This is a genomic window from Shimia isoporae (genome assembly GCF_004346865.1).
GTDB classification, from domain to species: Bacteria; Pseudomonadota; Alphaproteobacteria; order Rhodobacterales; family Rhodobacteraceae; genus Shimia; species Shimia isoporae.
The window spans coordinates 2,182,938-2,200,848 of the sequence record NZ_SMGR01000001.1 but is presented as its reverse complement, the minus strand read 5'-3'; the positions used below and the strand labels follow the sequence as shown (position 1 = coordinate 2,200,848).

Annotated in this window: 20 protein-coding genes; 11 read left to right on the top strand and 9 right to left on the bottom strand. The window is 58.0% G+C overall.

The features are described from left to right. Window positions 1-25 precede the first annotated feature (25 nt). Window positions 26-2,056, bottom strand: coding sequence for a phenylacetic acid degradation bifunctional protein PaaZ (gene paaZ / locus BXY66_RS10780; protein WP_132860109.1), 2,031 nt, complete (start codon window positions 2,054-2,056; stop codon window positions 26-28). A 105-nt stretch (window positions 2,057-2,161) separates the two neighbouring features. Between paaZ and paaI the strand changes: the two genes are divergently transcribed. From paaI to BXY66_RS10765, 3 genes are read left to right on the top strand one after another with little or no spacing between them, the layout of a single operon-like run. Further along, on the top strand, window positions 2,162-2,587 hold the full coding sequence (paaI, locus tag BXY66_RS10775; protein WP_132860423.1) for a hydroxyphenylacetyl-CoA thioesterase PaaI: 426 nt from the start codon (window positions 2,162-2,164) through the stop codon (window positions 2,585-2,587). 28 nt (window positions 2,588-2,615) lie between these two features. After that, window positions 2,616-3,941 carry a phenylacetate--CoA ligase PaaK gene (paaK, locus tag BXY66_RS10770; RefSeq protein WP_132860108.1) on the top strand — a complete coding sequence of 442 codons (1,326 nt, stop codon included), beginning with the start codon at window positions 2,616-2,618 and terminating at the stop codon, window positions 3,939-3,941. A 3-nt stretch (window positions 3,942-3,944) separates the two neighbouring features. Beyond that, window positions 3,945-4,541, top strand: a complete 597-nt coding sequence (locus tag BXY66_RS10765) for a TetR/AcrR family transcriptional regulator (protein WP_132860107.1) — start codon at window positions 3,945-3,947, stop codon at window positions 4,539-4,541. 27 nt (window positions 4,542-4,568) lie between these two features. Here BXY66_RS10765 and BXY66_RS10760 read toward each other — a convergent pair whose 3' ends face one another. After that, on the bottom strand, window positions 4,569-5,024 hold the full coding sequence (locus BXY66_RS10760; RefSeq protein WP_132860106.1) for a PACE efflux transporter: 456 nt from the start codon (window positions 5,022-5,024) through the stop codon (window positions 4,569-4,571). Window positions 5,025-5,146: 122 nt separating this feature from the next. Between BXY66_RS10760 and BXY66_RS10755 the strand changes: the two genes are divergently transcribed. Continuing rightward, complete coding sequence (locus tag BXY66_RS10755) at window positions 5,147-5,695, top strand: hypothetical protein (RefSeq protein WP_165929061.1); 549 nt, start codon at window positions 5,147-5,149, stop codon at window positions 5,693-5,695. A gap of 6 nt (window positions 5,696-5,701) precedes the next feature. On the opposite strand, the gene BXY66_RS10750 is transcribed toward BXY66_RS10755, so the two are convergent. From BXY66_RS10750 to pcaF, 7 genes are all read right to left on the bottom strand, one after another. Continuing rightward, a complete protein-coding gene (locus BXY66_RS10750) occupies window positions 5,702-6,772 on the bottom strand; it encodes a 2Fe-2S iron-sulfur cluster-binding protein (RefSeq protein ID WP_132860104.1) in 1,071 nt (356 codons plus the stop codon). A 13-nt stretch (window positions 6,773-6,785) separates the two neighbouring features. Beyond that, window positions 6,786-7,247, bottom strand: a complete 462-nt coding sequence (gene paaD, locus BXY66_RS10745; protein WP_132860103.1) for a 1,2-phenylacetyl-CoA epoxidase subunit PaaD — start codon at window positions 7,245-7,247, stop codon at window positions 6,786-6,788. 120 nt (window positions 7,248-7,367) lie between these two features. After that, window positions 7,368-8,132: a 1,2-phenylacetyl-CoA epoxidase subunit PaaC gene (paaC, locus tag BXY66_RS10740; RefSeq protein ID WP_132860102.1), complete on the bottom strand. Its 765-nt coding sequence runs from the start codon at window positions 8,130-8,132 to the stop codon at window positions 7,368-7,370. Further along, complete coding sequence (gene paaB, locus BXY66_RS10735) at window positions 8,132-8,416, bottom strand: 1,2-phenylacetyl-CoA epoxidase subunit PaaB (protein WP_132860101.1); 285 nt, start codon at window positions 8,414-8,416, stop codon at window positions 8,132-8,134. Before paaB ends, paaC begins: the two co-directional genes overlap by 1 nt. 11 nt (window positions 8,417-8,427) lie before the next feature. Beyond that, a complete protein-coding gene (locus BXY66_RS10730) occupies window positions 8,428-8,886 on the bottom strand; it encodes a YfbM family protein (RefSeq protein WP_165929150.1) in 459 nt (152 codons plus the stop codon). 10 nt (window positions 8,887-8,896) lie between these two features. Then, window positions 8,897-9,874: a 1,2-phenylacetyl-CoA epoxidase subunit PaaA gene (gene paaA / locus BXY66_RS10725; RefSeq protein WP_132860099.1), complete on the bottom strand. Its 978-nt coding sequence runs from the start codon at window positions 9,872-9,874 to the stop codon at window positions 8,897-8,899. A 28-nt stretch (window positions 9,875-9,902) separates the two neighbouring features. Beyond that, on the bottom strand, window positions 9,903-11,108 hold the full coding sequence (pcaF, locus tag BXY66_RS10720; protein ID WP_132860098.1) for a 3-oxoadipyl-CoA thiolase: 1,206 nt from the start codon (window positions 11,106-11,108) through the stop codon (window positions 9,903-9,905). Window positions 11,109-11,534: 426 nt separating this feature from the next. On the opposite strand from pcaF, the gene napF reads away from it, so the two are divergent. Genes napF through BXY66_RS10685 form a run of 7 tightly spaced genes read left to right on the top strand, consistent with a single transcriptional unit; the run spans window position 11,535 to window position 17,864 of the window. After that, window positions 11,535-12,146, top strand: a complete 612-nt coding sequence (gene napF / locus BXY66_RS10715) for a ferredoxin-type protein NapF (RefSeq protein WP_132860097.1) — start codon at window positions 11,535-11,537, stop codon at window positions 12,144-12,146. 10 nt (window positions 12,147-12,156) lie between these two features. Continuing rightward, window positions 12,157-12,366, top strand: coding sequence for a chaperone NapD (locus BXY66_RS10710; protein WP_243694345.1), 210 nt, complete (start codon window positions 12,157-12,159; stop codon window positions 12,364-12,366). A 14-nt stretch (window positions 12,367-12,380) separates the two neighbouring features. Continuing rightward, window positions 12,381-14,870 carry a nitrate reductase catalytic subunit NapA gene (gene napA / locus BXY66_RS10705; protein WP_132860095.1) on the top strand — a complete coding sequence of 830 codons (2,490 nt, stop codon included), beginning with the start codon at window positions 12,381-12,383 and terminating at the stop codon, window positions 14,868-14,870. Window positions 14,871-14,908: 38 nt separating this feature from the next. Next, window positions 14,909-15,748, top strand: a complete 840-nt coding sequence (gene napG, locus BXY66_RS10700) for a ferredoxin-type protein NapG (RefSeq protein ID WP_132860094.1) — start codon at window positions 14,909-14,911, stop codon at window positions 15,746-15,748. Next, window positions 15,745-16,665 carry a quinol dehydrogenase ferredoxin subunit NapH gene (gene napH / locus BXY66_RS10695; RefSeq protein ID WP_132860093.1) on the top strand — a complete coding sequence of 307 codons (921 nt, stop codon included), beginning with the start codon at window positions 15,745-15,747 and terminating at the stop codon, window positions 16,663-16,665. Before napG ends, napH begins: the two co-directional genes overlap by 4 nt. 21 nt (window positions 16,666-16,686) lie before the next feature. Next, a complete protein-coding gene (locus BXY66_RS10690; protein WP_132860092.1) occupies window positions 16,687-17,127 on the top strand; it encodes a nitrate reductase cytochrome c-type subunit in 441 nt (146 codons plus the stop codon). A 23-nt stretch (window positions 17,128-17,150) separates the two neighbouring features. Continuing rightward, complete coding sequence (locus tag BXY66_RS10685; RefSeq protein ID WP_132860091.1) at window positions 17,151-17,864, top strand: NapC/NirT family cytochrome c; 714 nt, start codon at window positions 17,151-17,153, stop codon at window positions 17,862-17,864. Window positions 17,865-17,911: the final 47 nt, after the last annotated feature.

Here is a 17,911-nt window from a genome sequence, read left to right as displayed (position 1 = left end):
GACAGTGAGTCCCGGGCTGTGGACTTTAGAAGGCGTTCATCGTTAGCAGTTCATATTCCGCGACTTGCTCATCGTCCTGATTGGTCAGGGTGACGTGCCAGCGGACCTCGCCGTATTCGTCGTTGCGCTTGGTCTTTTTCTTGACGGTCAGCCGGACTTTGATCGCGTCGCCGGCTGAAACCGGCTTCATGAAGCGCAGACCATCAAGACCGGTGTTGGCCAGAACGGGGCCTTCGTTGGGTTCAACAAACAAACCGGCGGCAAAGGACAGAAGAAGATAGCCGTGCGCCACGCGCCCCGGGAAGAACGGGTTCCGTTTTGCAGCGGCGTCATCCATGTGCGCGTAGAAAGTGTCGCCCGTGAAGTTGGCGAAGTGTTCAATGTCTTCCAGCGTTACCGTGCGCGAGGCGGTGTGCATCGTTTCACCAACAGCGAGTTCGCCAAAACGACGTGTGAACGGGTGCGCTCCCGCATCTGTTTCAGTGCTGCCGGGCACCCATTGACCGGTGACGCCGGTCAGGATGTCGGGGCTGCCCTGAATGGCCGTGCGCTGCATGAAGTGTTTCACGGCGCGAATGCCGCCAAGCTCTTCGCCACCGCCTGCACGACCGGGCCCGCCGTGCACCATGTGCGGCAGGGGCGAGCCGTGGCCGGTGCTTTCTTTCATACTGTCACGGTTGTTAAAATACAGACGTCCGTGGAACGCGCCAGCGCCCATGGCGACTTCGCGGGCAACCTCGGCGTCATGCGTGATGACGGAAGCCACGAGAGACCCTTTGCCGCGGTTGGCCAGCGCAATAGCGTGTTCCAGATCTCGATAGCCCATGACGGTGCTGACAGGGCCGAAAGCCTCGCTGTCATGAACATGTTGAGCGGCGTCGGGATCGCCGCAATGAAACAGCATCGGCGGAACAAAGGCGCCTTTGTCAGCGTCGGCACCCTCGACTGTCAAAGTGTCGGGATCACCAAAGACACGTTCGGCCTCGGACGCCAGAAGCGCGGCTTTTTCCAATACGTCAGCCTTTTGACCACCAGACACCAATGCCCCCATGCGGGTGGTTTCCAGCCTCGGGTCTCCAATGACGGTTTTGGCAAGGCGCGTCGAGAGCGCCTCGATCACGGCTTCGGTTGTGGCCTCGGGCGTGATGATGCGACGGATGGCAGTGCATTTCTGGCCCGCCTTTGTGGTCATCTCGCGGCTGACTTCCTTTATGAATAGGTCAAACTCCGGTGTGCCGGGAACAGCGTCGGGTCCGAGAATGGACGCATTGAGGCTGTCGGCTTCGGCGGTGAAGCGCACCGAGTTGCCGAGGATTTCAGGATTGGAGCGCAGTTTCAGAGCAGTGTCCGCTGAGCCGGTGAATGCAACCGCGTCCTGACATGTGAGATGATCCAGCATGTCTCCCAGACCGCCGGTCACCAGTTGCAGGGCGCCATCCGGCAGGATGTTGCTTTCAACCATGACTTTAACGGCAAGTTCGGTGACATAGCAGGAAGATGTTGCCGGTTTCACGATGGCTGGCACACCAGCCAGAAGGGTCGGAGCGAGTTTTTCAAGCATCCCCCAGACCGGGAAGTTGAATGCGTTGATATGTACCGCGACGCCCTGAAGTGGCGTACAGATATGCTGACCCAGAAAAGTGCCATTGCGCGACAGGTGCTCGATCTCGCCATCCACATAGACCTGACTGTCTGGCATTTCCTTGCGGCCTTTGGATGCAAAAACCAGCATCGTGCCAATGCCGCCGTCGATGTCGATCAGGTGATCGGCCTGTGTCGCGCCGGTATTGAAGGAGAGACTGTACATCGCGTCGCGGTGCTCGCGGAGGTGCAATGCCAGTGCTTTAAGCATTCGGGCGCGATCATGAAACGTCATCTTGCGCAAGGCCGGACCACCAATTTCGCGCGCGTAGTCAAGCATGCCTTGCACGTCGAGGGCGTCGTTGCCTGCTGTGGCGATCACTTCGCCGGTAATCGCAGAAGCGATGGTGCGCGCTCCTTCTGCCGGCGCCACCCAAGCGCCTTTGGCAAAGCTGGAAACGTTTTGAATGGTCATGTCGTGCTCTCCCCTTGACGACTCAGCCGAGTTGCGCATTTATTGACCAACCGGTCGGTCAATGCAAGTGCGCCAAACCGGTGTCGGGAGGATAGCATGGCGACAATGACAGCGCAGGAGCGGGCGGAGCGATCTGCTAAGGCGATGTGGGGACCTGATCGGGCAAGCCAGTTTCTCGGCATGGAAATTGTCGAGGTCGGTGAAGGCCAAGCAACCCTACGGATGACTGTGAAACCTGACTTCTGTAATGGGCATGGCATTTGTCATGGTGGAATGACGTTCACGCTGGCAGACAGCGCCTTTGCTTTTGCCTGCAATAGCCGCAACCAGGCCACGGTCGCCCAGCACAACCAGATCAGTTACCTCGCGCCGGCGCGGGAAGGGGATGAGCTGACGGCGCATGCGCGCGAGATCAACCTGAACGGACGGAGCGGATTGTATGATGTGACGGTGACCAATCAGGATGCCGTCGTGATCGCGGAATTTCGTGGCGCAAGCCGCGCGATCCGTGGTCAGTTGTTTGAGGAATGAAGTCGCAAACTTGGGGAGGATTGCGCCAATGAAAGACCTGTCACCACGGCGCGAGGAACTTGAACCAATCGAGATCGCCTCGGTGGATGAAATCCGCGGATTGCAGTTGGAGCGGCTGAAATGGTCCCTGCGCCACGCCTATGACAATGTGCCAATGTACAAGGAGCGCTTTGACGCCGCAGGCGTTCATCCAGACGATCTTAAAACCCTCGCTGATCTGTCCAAGTTTCCTTTCACCTACAAAGATGATCTGCGCGCGAACTACCCGTTTGGCCTTTTGGCTGTGCCACGCGAAGAGATTATCCGATTGCATGCCAGCTCCGGTACCACCGGCAAGCCCACGGTTGTGGGGTACACTGCAAAAGACATCGACAATTGGTCTGACCTAATGGCGCGCAGCTTGCGGGCGTCGGGGTTGCGCAGGGGCGATTTGATCCACAACGCCTACGGTTATGGACTTTTCACCGGTGGTCTCGGTGCGCACTACGGGATTGAGCGTCTTGGTGCGACGGTCGTTCCGATGTCTGGCGGTCAAACAGAGAAGCAGGTCGGCCTGATCACCGATTTCAAACCCGACGGTATTATGGTGACGCCGTCATATATGCTCAACATTCTGGAAGCGTTCCACAAAGCCGGTCTTGATCCGCGCGACAGTTCCCTTTCAGTCGGAGTGTTCGGTGCGGAACCGTGGACTGACAGCATGCGCAAGGAAGTCGAGAGCGCGTTCGATATGCATGCGGTGGACATCTACGGACTGAGCGAAATCATGGGGCCAGGAGTGGCCAATGAATGTGTGGAAACCAAGGACGGTCCGGTTATTTGGGAAGACCATTTCTATCCCGAGATCATCGACCCGCAGACCGGTGAGGTGCTGGAGGACGGGCAGGAAGGAGAACTGGTCTTTACCACGCTGACCAAAGAAGGCCTGCCGATGATCCGCTATCGTACCCGCGACCTGACCAAGCTGTTGCCGGGCACGGCGCGATCGATGCGCCGGATGGCCAAGATCACCGGTCGCAGCGACGACATGATCATTTTGCGGGGCGTGAACGTTTTCCCAAGTCAGATCGAGGAGCAGGTTTTGGCCACCGGAGGCCTCGCTCCCTACTACCAGATCGAACTTTTTAAGGCGGGGCACATGGACGGTATGAGAATTCACGTCGAGTCTTTGCCAGAAGCTGCCAATAACCTTTCCAAGTCCGCGATAGCTCGCATGTTAAGTAAACGCATTAAAGATATTGTAGGCATTTCCACCGAAATCATCGTGGGAGATTCAGGCGACGTCGAGCGCAGCCAAGGAAAGGCGCGGCGAGTCGTCGACAACCGTGACGTTCAAAGTCGAGACAAGGAGTGAGCTGTGGCGCGTACCATTGCTAAAGATCACGATCAGAAGCGCAGCCATATTCTGGACACTGCGGCCAAGATGTTCGCCTCCGAAGGATACGACCGCGTTTCCATGGCCAAGCTGGCTGAGGCGTGCGGGATTTCCAAGGCCAATATCTATCACTATTACGACAGCAAGGAAGCGATCCTGTTTGACGCGCTGGCGACCTATCTGACAGGTTTGCGTGATCAGGTTTGCGGGCTGGAGTTGCATGATATGGCGCCGGAAGAGGCGCTGTACCGTGTCATCCGCGAAATCCTGATGGCCTATGAAGGGTCGGATGAAATTCACCGGGTCCAATCCAACAACATCACCAACCTGCCGCCCGAGCAGCAGGGTGAGCTGAAGAAGATTCAGCGCGAGTTGGTCGCGTTTGTAAGCGATGTGGTCGAGCGCAACGGACAGGAAGTATTTGTCTTCGATCTCGTAAAGCTGCGCGGCACGACGATGTCGATCTTCGGGATGCTCAACACCTACTACATGTGGCAGCGCGGGGCGTCCCGCGATGACCGCGAGGCGTATGCGCTTTTGGTGACCGACATTGTTCTTGGCGGTGTGCGCGGCCTCTAAGTCGCTAAAACAGAAATGTTTTTCGGGTCAGGCTGAAGGGAAACCTTCGGCCTTTTCTGTTTTTTCCCGCATGTGAGGTGGGGGAAAGACCACGTCGTAGGTCCAGTTGAAAATATAGGCATAGATCACGAAGAAGAGCGACAAGCCGACATCCAGCACGAAGGCATGCCAAAGCGACAGTTCCAGCCACCACATCGCAAACACCGTTCCGGCAATCAGCAGGCCAGCCTCAAACAGAACGGCGTGTGCCGCACGCAGCAGCGGCGTACGCGGCGCAAAATTGCGGACGCGGCGATCCCACAAATCAAAAACCCAGTTGAAGATCAGGTTCCAGAACATCGCCAAAGCACTCATCATCAGACCAAATGCGCCAAACATCTTCAGGTCGAACGTGGAGAAAAACGCCGCGCCGATGACAAGCAGCGTCAAGGCGATGCCTTCGAACAGGATCATGTGGCGAATTCGGTCTGCAAGTGTGCGCATTTAAGGGCTTTCAGATTGTGCCCGCCTTTGTTCGCGACACTTTGACGAAATGGCAAGAGGCGGGTCTGCCAACGACTTGGGATTATCGGGCAATATCCGCCAAAGCAGATTTTCTTTGCTCCATGCTCCAAAATCCTTATTTTGCAGGCATTACAGTAAGTATTGGTGACAAGATGATTAGTAGAACTGTAGCGGCCTTTGCGGTCGCGTCGCTTGGCGTTTTGCCAACAGCATCAAAAGCAGACACAGCGTTCGGATTTGGAATCAGCTTCATTTTTGGAGGCGATGTGGCTGTTGGTGTGAGGGTCTTTTCCGACGACGAAGCCGAAAGGGGCGCGTTTGCCATCGGGCTGGATTATAAGTTGCGAAGCAACAGCTGGCGTCCGAACGCTGGCGTCGCTTACCTTGATGAAGATTTTTACATAGACCTGAGTGTTGGATATGACTTCAACGCGGGAGAAGTGGACTTCGGTGCCGGTCTCGGTCTGACAAACAATGTCAAAAAGACTGCTCCTGTCACGCCAGCGGCGACCCCGACAGTGACGACAACTTCTGATCCGACGCCTGTTACAACGCCGACGCCCACCCCGTCACCTACACCAACTCCTACACCTGATCCAGGGCCGGCTCCGGATGAACCCGGACCGGCGCCTGACGAGCCGGTTTTGTAAGGATGATTACTGGTCGTAGTCCACTACGACCCGATCCGTGACCGGGTAAGACTGGCAACTCAGGATGTAGCCTTTTTCGACTTCGTAGTCTTCGAGCGCGTGGTTGGTTTCCATCTCCACTTCGCCCTCGATCACGCGGCACCGGCAGGTCGAGCAAACGCCCGCTTTGCAGGCGAAGGGCGCGTCCAAGTTTTGTCCTATCGCGGCATCAAGTATCGTGGTGTTGCGGTCGAGTTCCACGGACTGTGTCGCGCCGTCAAGCGTGATGCGGGCCGTGACTGCCTTTGCGGAGGTACCCGAAGATGCCGCTTTGCGTTTGGCCCGTCCAGGCTGGGACGAGGCGAAGAGTTCGAATTTGATTTGCTCGTCTGAAAGGCCGTGGTCCTTCAATGCCTGGGCGATGCCGAGCATCATGGGCTCGGGGCCACAAATAAAAGCGGTGTCAATTGCCGTGATGTCGATCCAGCCAGTGGCAAACAGTTGCGCGCATTTCTCCGCGGTCACCAAGCCGGTAAAAAGGTCGATTTCCTGTGCATCGCTTTCCAGCACATGGATCACGTTGAATCGCCCCATGTGCAGATTCTTGAGATCTTCCAGTTCGTCGCGGAACATAATCGTGTGCACGCCTTTGTTGGCGTAGATCAAGGTGAACGAACTCTGGGGTTCGCGGGCCAGCGTCGTTTTGATCAGGGACAGAACCGGTGTGATGCCGGAGCCGCCGGCAAAGCCGAGATAGTGCTTTTCCGCGGCGGAATTCAGTTCCGTGTAAAAGCCCCCCATGGGTGGCATGGCCTGCACGGTGTCACCGACCTTGAGGTCTTCGTTTGCCCATGTCGAAAAGGCGCCGCCATCCACACGCTTTATGCCGACTTGCAGAACACCGTCATCCTTTCCGGCACAGATCGAATAGGAGCGGCGAAGTTCCTCGCCGTCGAAGTCGCGTTTGAATGTCAGGTACTGGCCTTGGATGAAGTCGAAATGCTCCGCTGCACCATTAACCGGCGCCAGCGTGACCACCACGGCGTCGCGGATGGTTTTGCGGATATCGGTGACTTCGAGGTCGTGAAAGCGCGCCATGTGGGGTCTCTCCTCAGATGCACTTGAAATAGTCAAAGGGTTCAAGGCAGGCGGTACAGCGCCATTGTGCCTTACAGGGGGTGGAGCCGAACTGGCTCAGTTTCTCAACGTGTTGGCTGCCGCAACGCGGGCACTTTTCCGGACCGCCGGCAGGCTGTGGTGGAGCGATGCCGTATTTTTCGAGCTTGGCGCGGCCTTCGGTGGTCATCCAGTCGGTGGTCCACGCAGGGCTGAGTTGGCGACGCAGTTCGAGATGCTCAATGCCGTGGCCGCGCAGGGCGGTTTCGATGTCGAGATTGATGATGCTGGTTGCCGGACACCCCGAGTAGGTCGGCGTGACAGTAACGATCAAGGTGTCGCCCTCGTAGGCTACGTCCCGGATGATGCCGAGGTCGGTGAGGGAAATAACCGGGATCTCGGGATCAGGCACGGTGTTGAGCCAGTTCCAGACAGTTTCGGTGGAGGGCAGGGTCATCATAACTCTCCCGCACGGCGGCACGCCGGGCAGCGCCCAACCGCCCCACCGGGCGGGCGCTTCGCTTCCGCCCGCGGTCGGGCGCCGCCCTTCGTGATTGATCGCGACGACAGCATCGAGTTACCAGCTGGCCCCAGGATAGGCGCGTTGCAGCCATTGCATCTGCGTCAGCAGGTGGCCGAGGTGTTCGGTGTGGGTCTTGCCGGTGCGGCCGCCAAGATGGGCGAAATCGCCTTCGGGGATTTTCAGCGTGGCCTCTGCAAAAACTTTGCCGATCAGCGCGTCATACTCGGCCCGCAGTGTGGCGGGATCGGGCGCAATGCCTGCTGTCGCCATTGCCGCGTCGACGGCGTCGGTGGCAAACATCTCGCCGACGTAGGGCCAGAGCTTGTCGAGGGCGGTCTGCATACGGGCGTGGCTTTCCTCGGTGCCATCTCCAAGGCCAACCACCGTGTCAGCGGAGCGCTCGACGTGGTAGGCGGCTTCCTTGCTGGCTTTTTCGGCGATCTCCGCGACTTGCAGGTCGCTGGATTTGGCGAGACGCGGCAGCAAGATCGATTGGTAGGCGTCAAACAGGAACTGGCGCATGAGCGTCTGGCCAAAATCGCCGTTGGGCAGCTCCACCAGCAGAATGTTGCGGAAGTCCCAGACGTCGCGCAAAAAGGCCAGATCGTCGGCGGTCTTGTCGCCCATTACCTCGGCGGCATAGCCAAGCCAGAGCTGTGTCTGGCCAATTAGGTCTAGGGCGGTGTTTGCCAGCGCGATGTCTTCTTCCAGCACCGGCGCGTGGCCGCACCATTCGGAGACGCGGTGCCCGAGAATAAGGCTGTTGTCGCCCATGCGCAGCAGGAACTGCACAAGCATTTCCTTGTCCACGTTTGCCATCACATGTGCCCCACTTCGTCCGGGATGTCGAAAAAGGTCGGATGGCGGTAGATCTTGGACTCCGAGGGCTCGTAGAGCGGGCCTTTTTCGCTTGGCGAGGACGCGGAAATGTTGTTGGCCTCGACCACCCAGATCGACACGCCTTCGTTGCGGCGGGTGTAGACGTCGCGGGCGTTTTTGATCGCCATTTCAGCATCCGGCGCGTGCAAACTACCGACGTGACGGTGGCTCAGGCCGTGCTGGCCGCGAATGAATATTTCCCAGAGGGGCCATTCTTTGGACATGTTGGGCTTCCTTACAAAATAACGGTGAGCAAAGCTTGGCCGTTATCGACGGCTTCTTTTGTGAACTCACGAAGCTGTTGGTACGTCTCAACAACGAAGTGTTTGTCATCAGGGTCTTTTCGGTCCCAAATCGGCGGATAGACGTCGTTTTGGGCCAAGTCGTCGAAGCTGAAATTCTGAGCGAATTCGTCCTTCGAAATGGCTTGGACTTGCTCCAGAAAGGCTTTCGCTTCATTCGAATTTATCGCCAATGCGGGGCCATAGCCCCAGTCGTCGCCGATTGGGATGCCGCTTCTAAGCGCTGAATACGCGCTTTTGCCAAAGTTTGGCAGCATGTGGTCAAGAGCGGCCCACTCTTTCTCCAATTCCAGAGCATTCTCGCCGTAAAGGTTTTTTCGCAGAAAACTGTTCACCTGCTCCGCAGACAGCTGGTCTTCAGGCACCGCAAAGATTTGCATTGTCATGCTCATTGTAGCGTCCTTATTCCGCAGCTGTCTTGGCGGCGCGTTTTTTTTCTGCGTGGGCCAGCAGGCCATCGCGCACCCATTTGCCGTCGTCCCACGCCTTGTTGCGGGCTTCCATGCGGTCGGTGTTGCAGGGGCCGTTGCCTTTGAGCACGTTGAAGAATTCGGTCCAGTCCGGATCAGAGTAGTCGTAGCCGCCCTTTTCTTCGTTCCACGTCAGGTTCTCGTCAGGGATGGTCAGCCCGAGATACTCTGCCTGTGGCACGGTCTGGTCGACGAACTTCTGGCGCAGCTCGTCATTGGTGTTCATCTTGATTTTCCACGCCATGTTCTGGGTGGAGTGCACGGACTCGGCATCAGAGGGACCGAACATCATCAGAGACGGATACCAGAGGCGGTTGAGCGCATCCTGCGCCATTTTCTTTTGCGCCTCAGTGCCTTGCGCCATCTTCATCATGATGTCGTAGCCCTGACGCTGGTGAAAGCTCTCTTCCTTGCAGATGCGGATCATGGCGCGCGAGTAGGGGCCGTAGGATGTGCGCTGAAGCGGCACTTGGTTCATGATCGCCGCGCCGTCGACCAGCCAGCCGACGGCGCCGATGTCGGCCCAGTTCAGCGTCGGGTAGTTGAAGATGGAGGAGTATTTCATCCGGCCATCCAAAAGCATCTCGGTCAGCTCGTCGCGGCTGACGCCCAGCGTTTCGGCGGCGGCATAGAGGTAGAGACCATGGCCGGCCTCATCCTGGACCTTGGCGAGAAGGATCATCTTGCGCTCCAGCGTGGGCGCGCGGGTGATCCAGTTGCCTTCTGGCAGCTGGCCCACGATTTCGGAATGCGCGTGCTGGCCGATCTGACGGATCAGGGTTTTGCGGTAGCCTTCAGGCATCCAGTCGCACGGCTCGACCTTGATGTCCGCGTCGATTTTCTTCTGAAACTCGGCGAGTTTCTCGGGGTCATCCTTGGACGCCTCGGACTTGATCATCTGTGCATACATTTGGGTCTCCTCCTACTGGGGGACGGGTTTACACCCGCTCCAAAATCAGGGCTGCGCCTTGGCCGACACCGACACACATGGTGCAGAGCGCGTAGCGGCCGCCGGTGCGCTTGAGCTGATAAGCGGCCGTCATCACAAGGCGCGCGCCGGACATTCCGAGCGGGTGGCCAAGAGCGATGGCGCCGCCGTTGGGGTTTACGTGTGCCGCGTCATCTGCCACCCCGAGTTCTCTCAGGGATGCCAGTCCCTGAGCGGCGAAAGCTTCGTTCAATTCTATCACATCCATCTGTTCGATGGTGAGGCCGGCACGATCCAGTGCTTTACGGGTCGCGGGCACCGGGCCAATGCCCATAATCCGCGGTTCGACGCCAGCAGAGGCCATACCGACGATGCGGGCCATCGGAGCGAGCCCGTTCTTTGAGGCGGCGTTTTCGCTGGCGATCAGAAGCGCGGCTGCGCCGTCGTTTACGCCGGAAGCATTGCCCGCCGTGACCGTCAGGTCCGGACCATTCACACCGCGGAGTTTGGCCAACTTGTCGATGCCAGTGCCGGGGCGGGGATGTTCATCGGTTGTGACAACAATGTCATCGCCTTTGCGCTGCGGGATGGTCACAGGGGTGATTTCATCTGCGAGCAGGCCTGCTTCCTGCGCAGCGGCCCAGCGGGCCTGGCTGCGAGCAGCAAAAGCATCTTGGTCTTCGCGGTTGATGTTGTAGTCAGCGGCAACGTTGTCGGCGGTTTGCGGCATGCTGTCCACGCCATACTGGGCCTTCATCTTCTTATTGATGAAGCGCCAGCCGATGGTGGTATCAAAGACTTCCGCCGCGCGGGAGAAAGCGGTGGTGGCTTTGCCCATAACAAAGGGCGCCCGGCTCATGCTTTCCACCCCGCCAGCGATGAGCATGTCCTGATCGCCTGCGCGGATTGCCCGAGACGCCATGCCGACCGCATCCAGTCCCGAGGCACATAGGCGGTTGATGGTGGCACCCGGAACATCGGTGGGCAAGCCTGCGAGCAGAGCCGCCATACGCGCCACATTGCGATTGTCCTCTCCGGCCTGATTTGCCGATCCGTAAATCACATCATCCAAGCTGGACCAGTCGACCTGTGGATTGCGCGTCATGAGCGCGGCAATCGGCAGCGCAGCGAGATCATCCGTTCTCACGGAAGAGAGCGCACCGCCATAGCGACCGATCGGTGTCCGGGTCGCGTCACAGATGAAAGCTTGGGTCATATTTCCTCCTCAGGGTCGATCTGCGGTCCTGTTCGCGTAACTGACCGTGATTCGGAGGTAGTCGCGCACCTGATTCGATGCAAGAATTAAGTTACGTAACACCGGAAATTTTTGGATCGCTCGTAACGTAATATTCTGCATGTGCATAATCGGACCAAGAAATCAGGTCGTTAGCATCGGGTAGAATGGCACGGTGCGACAGGCCTAGAGCTATGTGATTTTGGCTTGTACGCAGAAAGCTGGTTCAGGTTTTTTTGTTTGCTGTCGCAGCAAGATGCCAAGATTCAGGTCGCGGATTTGAGATCACTTTTTGCGCTCAGGCAAAAAAGCGTTTCGCGAAATCAAAAACTTGGTTCATGATCTGGATCAAGAATTAGGGCCAAATCTTACGTTACGAACTAGTCTTAACATCGGACTAAAAATTTTATGCAAGGTCTAAGAGACGTGAGGGCAGCAAGTCCGCATTCGCCGGCACGGCGGTCGTTCCTAAAGGGACAGTTTGAGCACACCGACGTGATGCGTCCGCCGGGCGCGATAGATGTGTCTGCCTTTACCGAGACCTGTACGCACTGCGGAGACTGCGCCGCCGCGTGCCCTCAAGCGATTATCACTGGCGACGAGGACGGCTTCCCAATTGTGGATTTGTCCAGCCGTGAATGTACTTTCTGCGGGACCTGTGCCGACGTCTGTGACGCCGGTGCGATTTTGCCCGCAACCGGGTGGGACTGGCGCGCCACGGTGGGCGATAGCTGCCTTTCTATGCAAGCAATCGCCTGCCGGGCCTGCGAAGACCACTGCGACGAGCGCGCGATCCGGTTCCAGTTGAAAACCGGAGGTCGCTCGGAACCTCTTATCAACATTGAAAGCTGCACAGGCTGCGGGGCCTGTGCTTCATCGTGCCCTGCCGGGGCAATCAGCTTTGAGCAACCCTTGCAGGTAGATCAGGGCAATCATGATCTCCCCGCCGCCAGCAACCATCAGCCAGCGAGTATCGAGAATGAACATATGCGGATGCCTGGTTCACGCGTCACCGGATAAGGTCGACGCGGTGAAAGCCGCCATAGAAGCCACAGAAGGTGGCGAAGTCCATGCCGTCGAAGACGGGCGCATGGTTGTGACCATTGAAGATGTCGAGGGCAAGCTGGCCTCCGAACAGATCATGGACATGCACAATATTCCCGGCGTGATCTCCGTCACGCTCACCTATCACCATTTCGAACCCAGCGGCGCGGATGCGACCGCATCGCAACCGCTCTAAAGGAGGACTAGCTTATGACTCTGCCAACGTCTCGTCGTACTTTTCTGAAGGCCACCGCCGCCGCCGCGACGGCTTCGGCCGCCGGCATCACGATGCCACAGGACGCCAAAGCGCAGGCCGGCACGCCCGACATCCGCTGGGACAAAGCGCCTTGCCGCTTCTGCGGTACGGGCTGTTCGGTTCTGGTGGGCACCAAGGAAGGACGTGTTGTCGCAACGCAAGGCGACCCCAAAGCGCCGGTGAACCGTGGCCTCAACTGCATCAAAGGCTACTTCCTGTCCAAGATCATGTACGGCGAAGATCGCCTGACCGCGCCAATGCTGCGCAAGTCGAACGGCGTCTATGACAAGAACGGCGAATTCACCCCGGTGAGCTGGGACGAGGCTTTCGACGTGATGGCGTTGAAATTCAAGGAAGCACTCAAGGAAAAAGGCCCGACCGGCATCGGCATGTTCGGCTCCGGCCAATGGACGGTCTGGGAAGGCTACGCCGCTGCCAAGCTGATGAAAGCGGGCTTCCTGTCCAACAACATCGACCCCAACGCGCGTCACTGTATGGCGTCGGCCGTGGTCGGTTTCATGCGCGCCTTCGGCATCGACGAACCGATGGGGTGCTATGACGATCTGGAGCATGCGGATACCTTTGTGCTGTGGGGCTCCAACATGGCCGAGATGCACCCCATCCTGTGGTCGCGCCTCACCGACACGCGCCTGACCAAGCCGGGTGCACAGGTGCACGTTCTTTCGACCTTTGAGCACCGTTCGTTCGAACTGGCCGACAACGGCATGATCTTTACGCCGCAAACTGACCTCGCGATCCTGAACTTCATCGCGAACTACATCATCCAGACTGATGCGGTGAACTGGGACTTCGTGAACAAACATGTGAACTTCACCAAAGCCACGACCGATATCGGTTATGGCCTGCGTGACGAGCACCCGCTTCAGCAGGCTGCGGCCAACCCGAACAACGGCAAATTGGAAAGCATCGATTTCGAAGCTTTCAAAGAGCATGTGAGCGAGTACACCGTCGAGAAGGTCAGTGAGCTTTCCGGTGTTCCTGAAAGCCAGCTTTTGCGCCTTGCGCAGCAATATGCCGATCCGAACCGCAAGGTGATGTCGCTTTGGACGATGGGTTTCAACCAGCACACACGTGGGTCCTGGGTGAACGGCCTGATGTACAACGTCCACCTGCTGGTCGGCAAAATCTCCGAGCCGGGTAACTCGCCGTTCTCGTTGACCGGTCAGCCTTCGGCATGTGGTACGGCCCGCGAGGTTGGTACCTTTGCGCACCGGCTGCCGGCCGACATGGTGGTTGGCAATGATGAGCACCGCGCCATTTCCGAAAAGAAATGGAAAATTCCGTCGGGTATCCTGAATGCCAAAGTCGGTTCGCACGCGGTCCAGCAGAACCGCGATCTGAAGGACAGCAAAATCAACGCCTACTGGGTGCAGTGCAACAACAACATGCAGGCCGCCCCGAATATCAACGAAGAAGGTTACCCGGGTTACCGTAACCCCGACAACTTCATTGTTGTTTCGGATCCCTATCCGACTGTCACTGCTCTGGCTGCCGACCTGATCCTTCCGACCGCGATGTGGGTGGAAAAAGAGGGTGCGTATGGCAACGCGGAGCGCCGGACCCAATTCTGGCGCCAGCAGGTCGATGCACCGGGTCAGGCAAAATCGGATTTGTGGCAGCTGATGGAATTCTCCAAACGCTTCACCACCGACGAAGTGTGGCCGGCGGAAATTCTGGATGCCAATCCGGAATTCAAAGGCAAGTCGCTGTTTGAAGTGCTCTACGCCAACGGTCAGGTGGACAAGTTCCCGCTCAGCGAAACGGCGGAAGGCTTTGCCAACGACGAATCCGAGCATTTCGGTTTCTATGTCCAGAAAGGTCTCTTTGAAGAATACGCTACCTTCGGTCGCGGCAAGGCGCACGATCTGGCGGACTTTGATGTCTATCACAACGCCCGTGGCTTGCGGTGGCCGGTCGTGGACGGTCAGGAGACTCTCTACCGTTTCCGCGAGGGTTATGACCCCTATGTTCCGGAAGGCGAAGGTGTCCGCTTCTATGGTAACAAGGACGGCAAGGCGAAGATCATCTTCGCGCCTTACGAGCCGCCTGCAGAAAGCCCGGATGAGGAATATCCTCTGTGGCTGGTCACTGGTCGTGTGCTTGAGCATTGGCACTCCGGTTCGATGACACGCCGCGTGCCCGAGTTGCACCGGTCCTTCCCATATGCAGTGGTGTTCATGCACCCGGATGATGCGAAGGAAAAAGGCTTGCGCCGTGGTCAGGAGATCGTGATTTCCACCCGTCGGGGCGAGATGCACAGTCGTGTGGAAACCCGCGGCCGCAACAAGATGCCACGCGGTGTCGTGTTTGTGCCGTGGTTCGACGAAGGCCAGCTGATCAACAAGCTGACACTCGATGCGACTTGCCCGCTCTCCAAAGAGACGGACTTCAAGAAATGTGCCTGCACGGTTGAGCGCGCGTAACGCGCTCGGCCTTTAGGCTCAGCCAGAAAGCCAAGCCAATGTCCGCCAAACCGGCACAGAAAATGGACCCGGCCCGCCGTCGCTTCCTTCAGGATGCGGCGCGCGGGACTGCGGGCTGTGCTGTGGCGGGCATGGGGTTGATGTGGATGGTTCAGGATGCGCGCGCGCTGCCTGACCGTGCCATTCGGCCACCGGGTGCTTTGCCCGAAAATGACTTCCTCGCGTCCTGCATCCGGTGCGGATTGTGCGTGCGAGATTGCCCCTATGATACGCTGGTTCTTGCCGAGCTTGGTGTAGATGGCGCTGCGACTGGCACGCCGTTTTTCACTGCGCGCGACATACCTTGCGAGATGTGTGATGACATTCCGTGTGTCGCGGCCTGTCCGACAGGCGCTCTGGACAAAGGCCTGACCGACATTGATGACGCCCGCATGGGGCTTGCGGTTTTGATCGATCAGGAAACCTGCCTCAATGCGCTGGGGTTGCGCTGCGACGTCTGCTATCGTGTCTGCCCTTTGATTGATGAGGCGATCACTCTGGAGCGACGCCACAACGAGCGGTCGGGCCACCACGCGATTTTCATGCCCACCGTGCATTCTGACAAATGTACGGGCTGCGGCAAATGCGAGAAATCCTGTGTCCTTCCGGATGAGGCGGCGATCAAGGTGCTGCCGATCCGTGTCGCCCGTGCGCCAAGCGCCGAGCACTACAAACTGGGGTGGGAGGAGAACAACCCGCTGGTAGACGAAATTATCGATCTGCCGGACCGTTTGCCGGGAAGCGGCACCGACAACCTTGCTGCTCCGGGCGGGTTTGAAGCTGAAGGAGCGTTTCAGCCCACGTTCAAACTGCCGACCGCAGAGGGGGCAGGGCAATGAGCGTGAAAACCCATCTGCCGGTCGGGCACGAAGCGATCCGTGACAAGGGGCTGATCCGCGCGCACAAATACCTGATCCTGCGCCGCCTGTCGCAAACCTTCTTTTTATCGCTGTTCTTGCTTGGGCCGTGGTTTGGCATCTGGTGGGTCAAAGGAAATTTGAGCGGCTCTCTGACCTTTGAGGTTCTGCCCCTGACAGATCCCTTTATCCTTTTGCAGGGCATGGTTGCGGGACACTGGCCGGAAATGACCGCGCTGATTGGTGCGCTAATTGTTGCGGCTGTTTATGCGCTGATCGGCGGCCGGATGTATTGTAGCTGGGTATGTCCGATAAATGCTGTGACCGACACGGCCGCCTGGGCGCATCGCCGCCTCGACCTGCCCAAGGGTTGGCAGCCTAAGAAAAACACCCGCTATTTCGTGATGGCCATGGTTTTGGTGGTGTCCGCGCTGTCCGGCGCCGTGGCCTGGGAACTGGTGAACCCGATTTCCATGCTCCATCGCGGCCTGATTTTCGGCGTGGGTTTCGCGTGGACTTTCGTGGTGGCGGTTTTCCTCTTTGACCTTTTTGTCGCCCGCCGTGGATGGTGCAGTCACATCTGTCCGGTCGGTGCTTTCTATGGGTTGCTGGGCAACAGGTCGCTGTTGCGGGTCAGCGCCGAGAAACGCGCGGCCTGTGACGATTGTATGGATTGTTTCGCGGTGTGTCCGGAGATCCATGTGATCACTCCGGCCCTGCGCGGGAAAGACGAAGACACCCCGCTAATCCTGTCACCGGATTGCACCAATTGCGGCCGATGCATCGATGTGTGCTCGGTCGATGTGTTCCATTTTACCAACCGTTTCGACGACACGCCCGCGCCGGGGCGTGTGCGGGCGAGACCCAAACAAACAAGAAAGATCGGCGAAGCCGCCTAAGCCAGAATCGGAGAGAGAGTCATGAAAAAACAGAACATTATCAGCCTGCTGGCTGCCTTTGTTGTCGTGATCAGCGGCACATTTGTGGTTGCCCAACAGTCGGGCGGTGTTTCCGCATTGCGGCCCGGTGAAATCGATGAGGTGAACTATATCGACGAAGTCCAGAAGCAGGATACGTCGGGCCGGTTCAGCCGCAACTATCGTCAGCAGCCGCCGCTCATCCCGCATTCCATCGCGCAGTATCAGATCGATTTGAATGCAAACCAATGCCTACAGTGTCACGACTGGACAAACGCGGGCGACCGTGGGGCGCCGACATTGTCGATGACCCATTACCTTGACCGTGAAGGCAATCAGCTTGACGCGGTCGCCGGCACCCGCTGGTTCTGTAACCAGTGCCACGTGCCTCAGGCAAATTCGCCTGCGCTGGTCGACAACGACTTCACTCCGTCTTCCAACTGACGGTCCAAAGGAGGATTTGACTAATGTCTGATCAAGACAACAACACCGGCAAAAAGCCGGGTTTCATCCGGAGGGTCTGGACCGCCCTTTGGTCGCCGACGTCGGCCTGGTCTCTTGGTACCCTGCTGGTGGGTGGCTTCGTGGCGGGCATCCTGTTCTGGGGTAGCTTCCACTGGGCTTTGGAGCTTACCAACACCGAGAAGTTCTGTATCTCGTGCCATTCGATGGAGCGGAACTTCGTCGAGTATCAGGACACGGTGCACTACAATAACCACTCGGGTGTGCGTGCGACTTGTCCGGACTGCCACGTTCCCAAAGAATGGCAGCACAAGATCAAGGCCAAGATCATGGCGTCAAAAGACGTCTATCACCATCTTGTCGGTACCATTAATACCGAGGAGAAATACCAAGCGCATCGCTTGCACATGGCCAGCCTGAGTTGGGCCAAGATGAAGCAGAGCGATAGTCGTGAATGCCGCAACTGCCACAAATTCGAATATATGGACTTCACCATTCAGGAGAACCGCGCGGCGGCGTCGCACCAGACAGCAATCGACGAAGGCAAGACCTGCATTGATTGTCACCAGGGCATCGCGCACAAACTGCCGGAAAATTATCTGGACAAGTACCGCGAGGTCGTGGACGAACTGGCTGCAAATGGCGACATCCCGCTGCCTGAAGGCAAGGACGTGGCCACAGCCAAGTCGGAGTTGCGTGATCATCTGAGCACCAACTGACGCAGGCTCTCATTTCTGGCGAAAGGCGTTCCGGTCAATCCGGAGCG

Bases quoted from the DNA above. Each gene is read 5' to 3' on its own strand.
- paaZ (WP_132860109.1), bottom strand. From the start codon at position 2,056: ATGACCATTCAAAACGTTTCCAGCTTTGCCAAAGGCGCTTGGGTGGCG.
- paaI (WP_132860423.1), top strand. From the start codon at position 2,162: ATGACAGCGCAGGAGCGGGCGGAGCGATCTGCTAAGGCGATGTGGGGA.
- paaK (WP_132860108.1), top strand. From the start codon at position 2,616: ATGAAAGACCTGTCACCACGGCGCGAGGAACTTGAACCAATCGAGATC.
- BXY66_RS10760 (WP_132860106.1), bottom strand. From the start codon at position 5,024: ATGCGCACACTTGCAGACCGAATTCGCCACATGATCCTGTTCGAAGGC.
- BXY66_RS10755 (WP_165929061.1), top strand. From the start codon at position 5,147: ATGCTCCAAAATCCTTATTTTGCAGGCATTACAGTAAGTATTGGTGAC.
- BXY66_RS10750 (WP_132860104.1), bottom strand. From the start codon at position 6,772: ATGGCGCGCTTTCACGACCTCGAAGTCACCGATATCCGCAAAACCATC.
- paaD (WP_132860103.1), bottom strand. From the start codon at position 7,247: ATGACCCTGCCCTCCACCGAAACTGTCTGGAACTGGCTCAACACCGTG.
- paaC (WP_132860102.1), bottom strand. From the start codon at position 8,132: ATGGCAAACGTGGACAAGGAAATGCTTGTGCAGTTCCTGCTGCGCATG.
- paaB (WP_132860101.1), bottom strand. From the start codon at position 8,416: ATGTCCAAAGAATGGCCCCTCTGGGAAATATTCATTCGCGGCCAGCAC.
- BXY66_RS10730 (WP_165929150.1), bottom strand. From the start codon at position 8,886: ATGAGCATGACAATGCAAATCTTTGCGGTGCCTGAAGACCAGCTGTCT.
- paaA (WP_132860099.1), bottom strand. From the start codon at position 9,874: ATGTATGCACAGATGATCAAGTCCGAGGCGTCCAAGGATGACCCCGAG.
- pcaF (WP_132860098.1), bottom strand. From the start codon at position 11,108: ATGACCCAAGCTTTCATCTGTGACGCGACCCGGACACCGATCGGTCGC.
- napF (WP_132860097.1), top strand. From the start codon at position 11,535: ATGCAAGGTCTAAGAGACGTGAGGGCAGCAAGTCCGCATTCGCCGGCA.
- napA (WP_132860095.1), top strand. From the start codon at position 12,381: ATGACTCTGCCAACGTCTCGTCGTACTTTTCTGAAGGCCACCGCCGCC.
- napG (WP_132860094.1), top strand. From the start codon at position 14,909: ATGTCCGCCAAACCGGCACAGAAAATGGACCCGGCCCGCCGTCGCTTC.
- napH (WP_132860093.1), top strand. From the start codon at position 15,745: ATGAGCGTGAAAACCCATCTGCCGGTCGGGCACGAAGCGATCCGTGAC.
- BXY66_RS10690 (WP_132860092.1), top strand. From the start codon at position 16,687: ATGAAAAAACAGAACATTATCAGCCTGCTGGCTGCCTTTGTTGTCGTG.
- BXY66_RS10685 (WP_132860091.1), top strand. From the start codon at position 17,151: ATGTCTGATCAAGACAACAACACCGGCAAAAAGCCGGGTTTCATCCGG.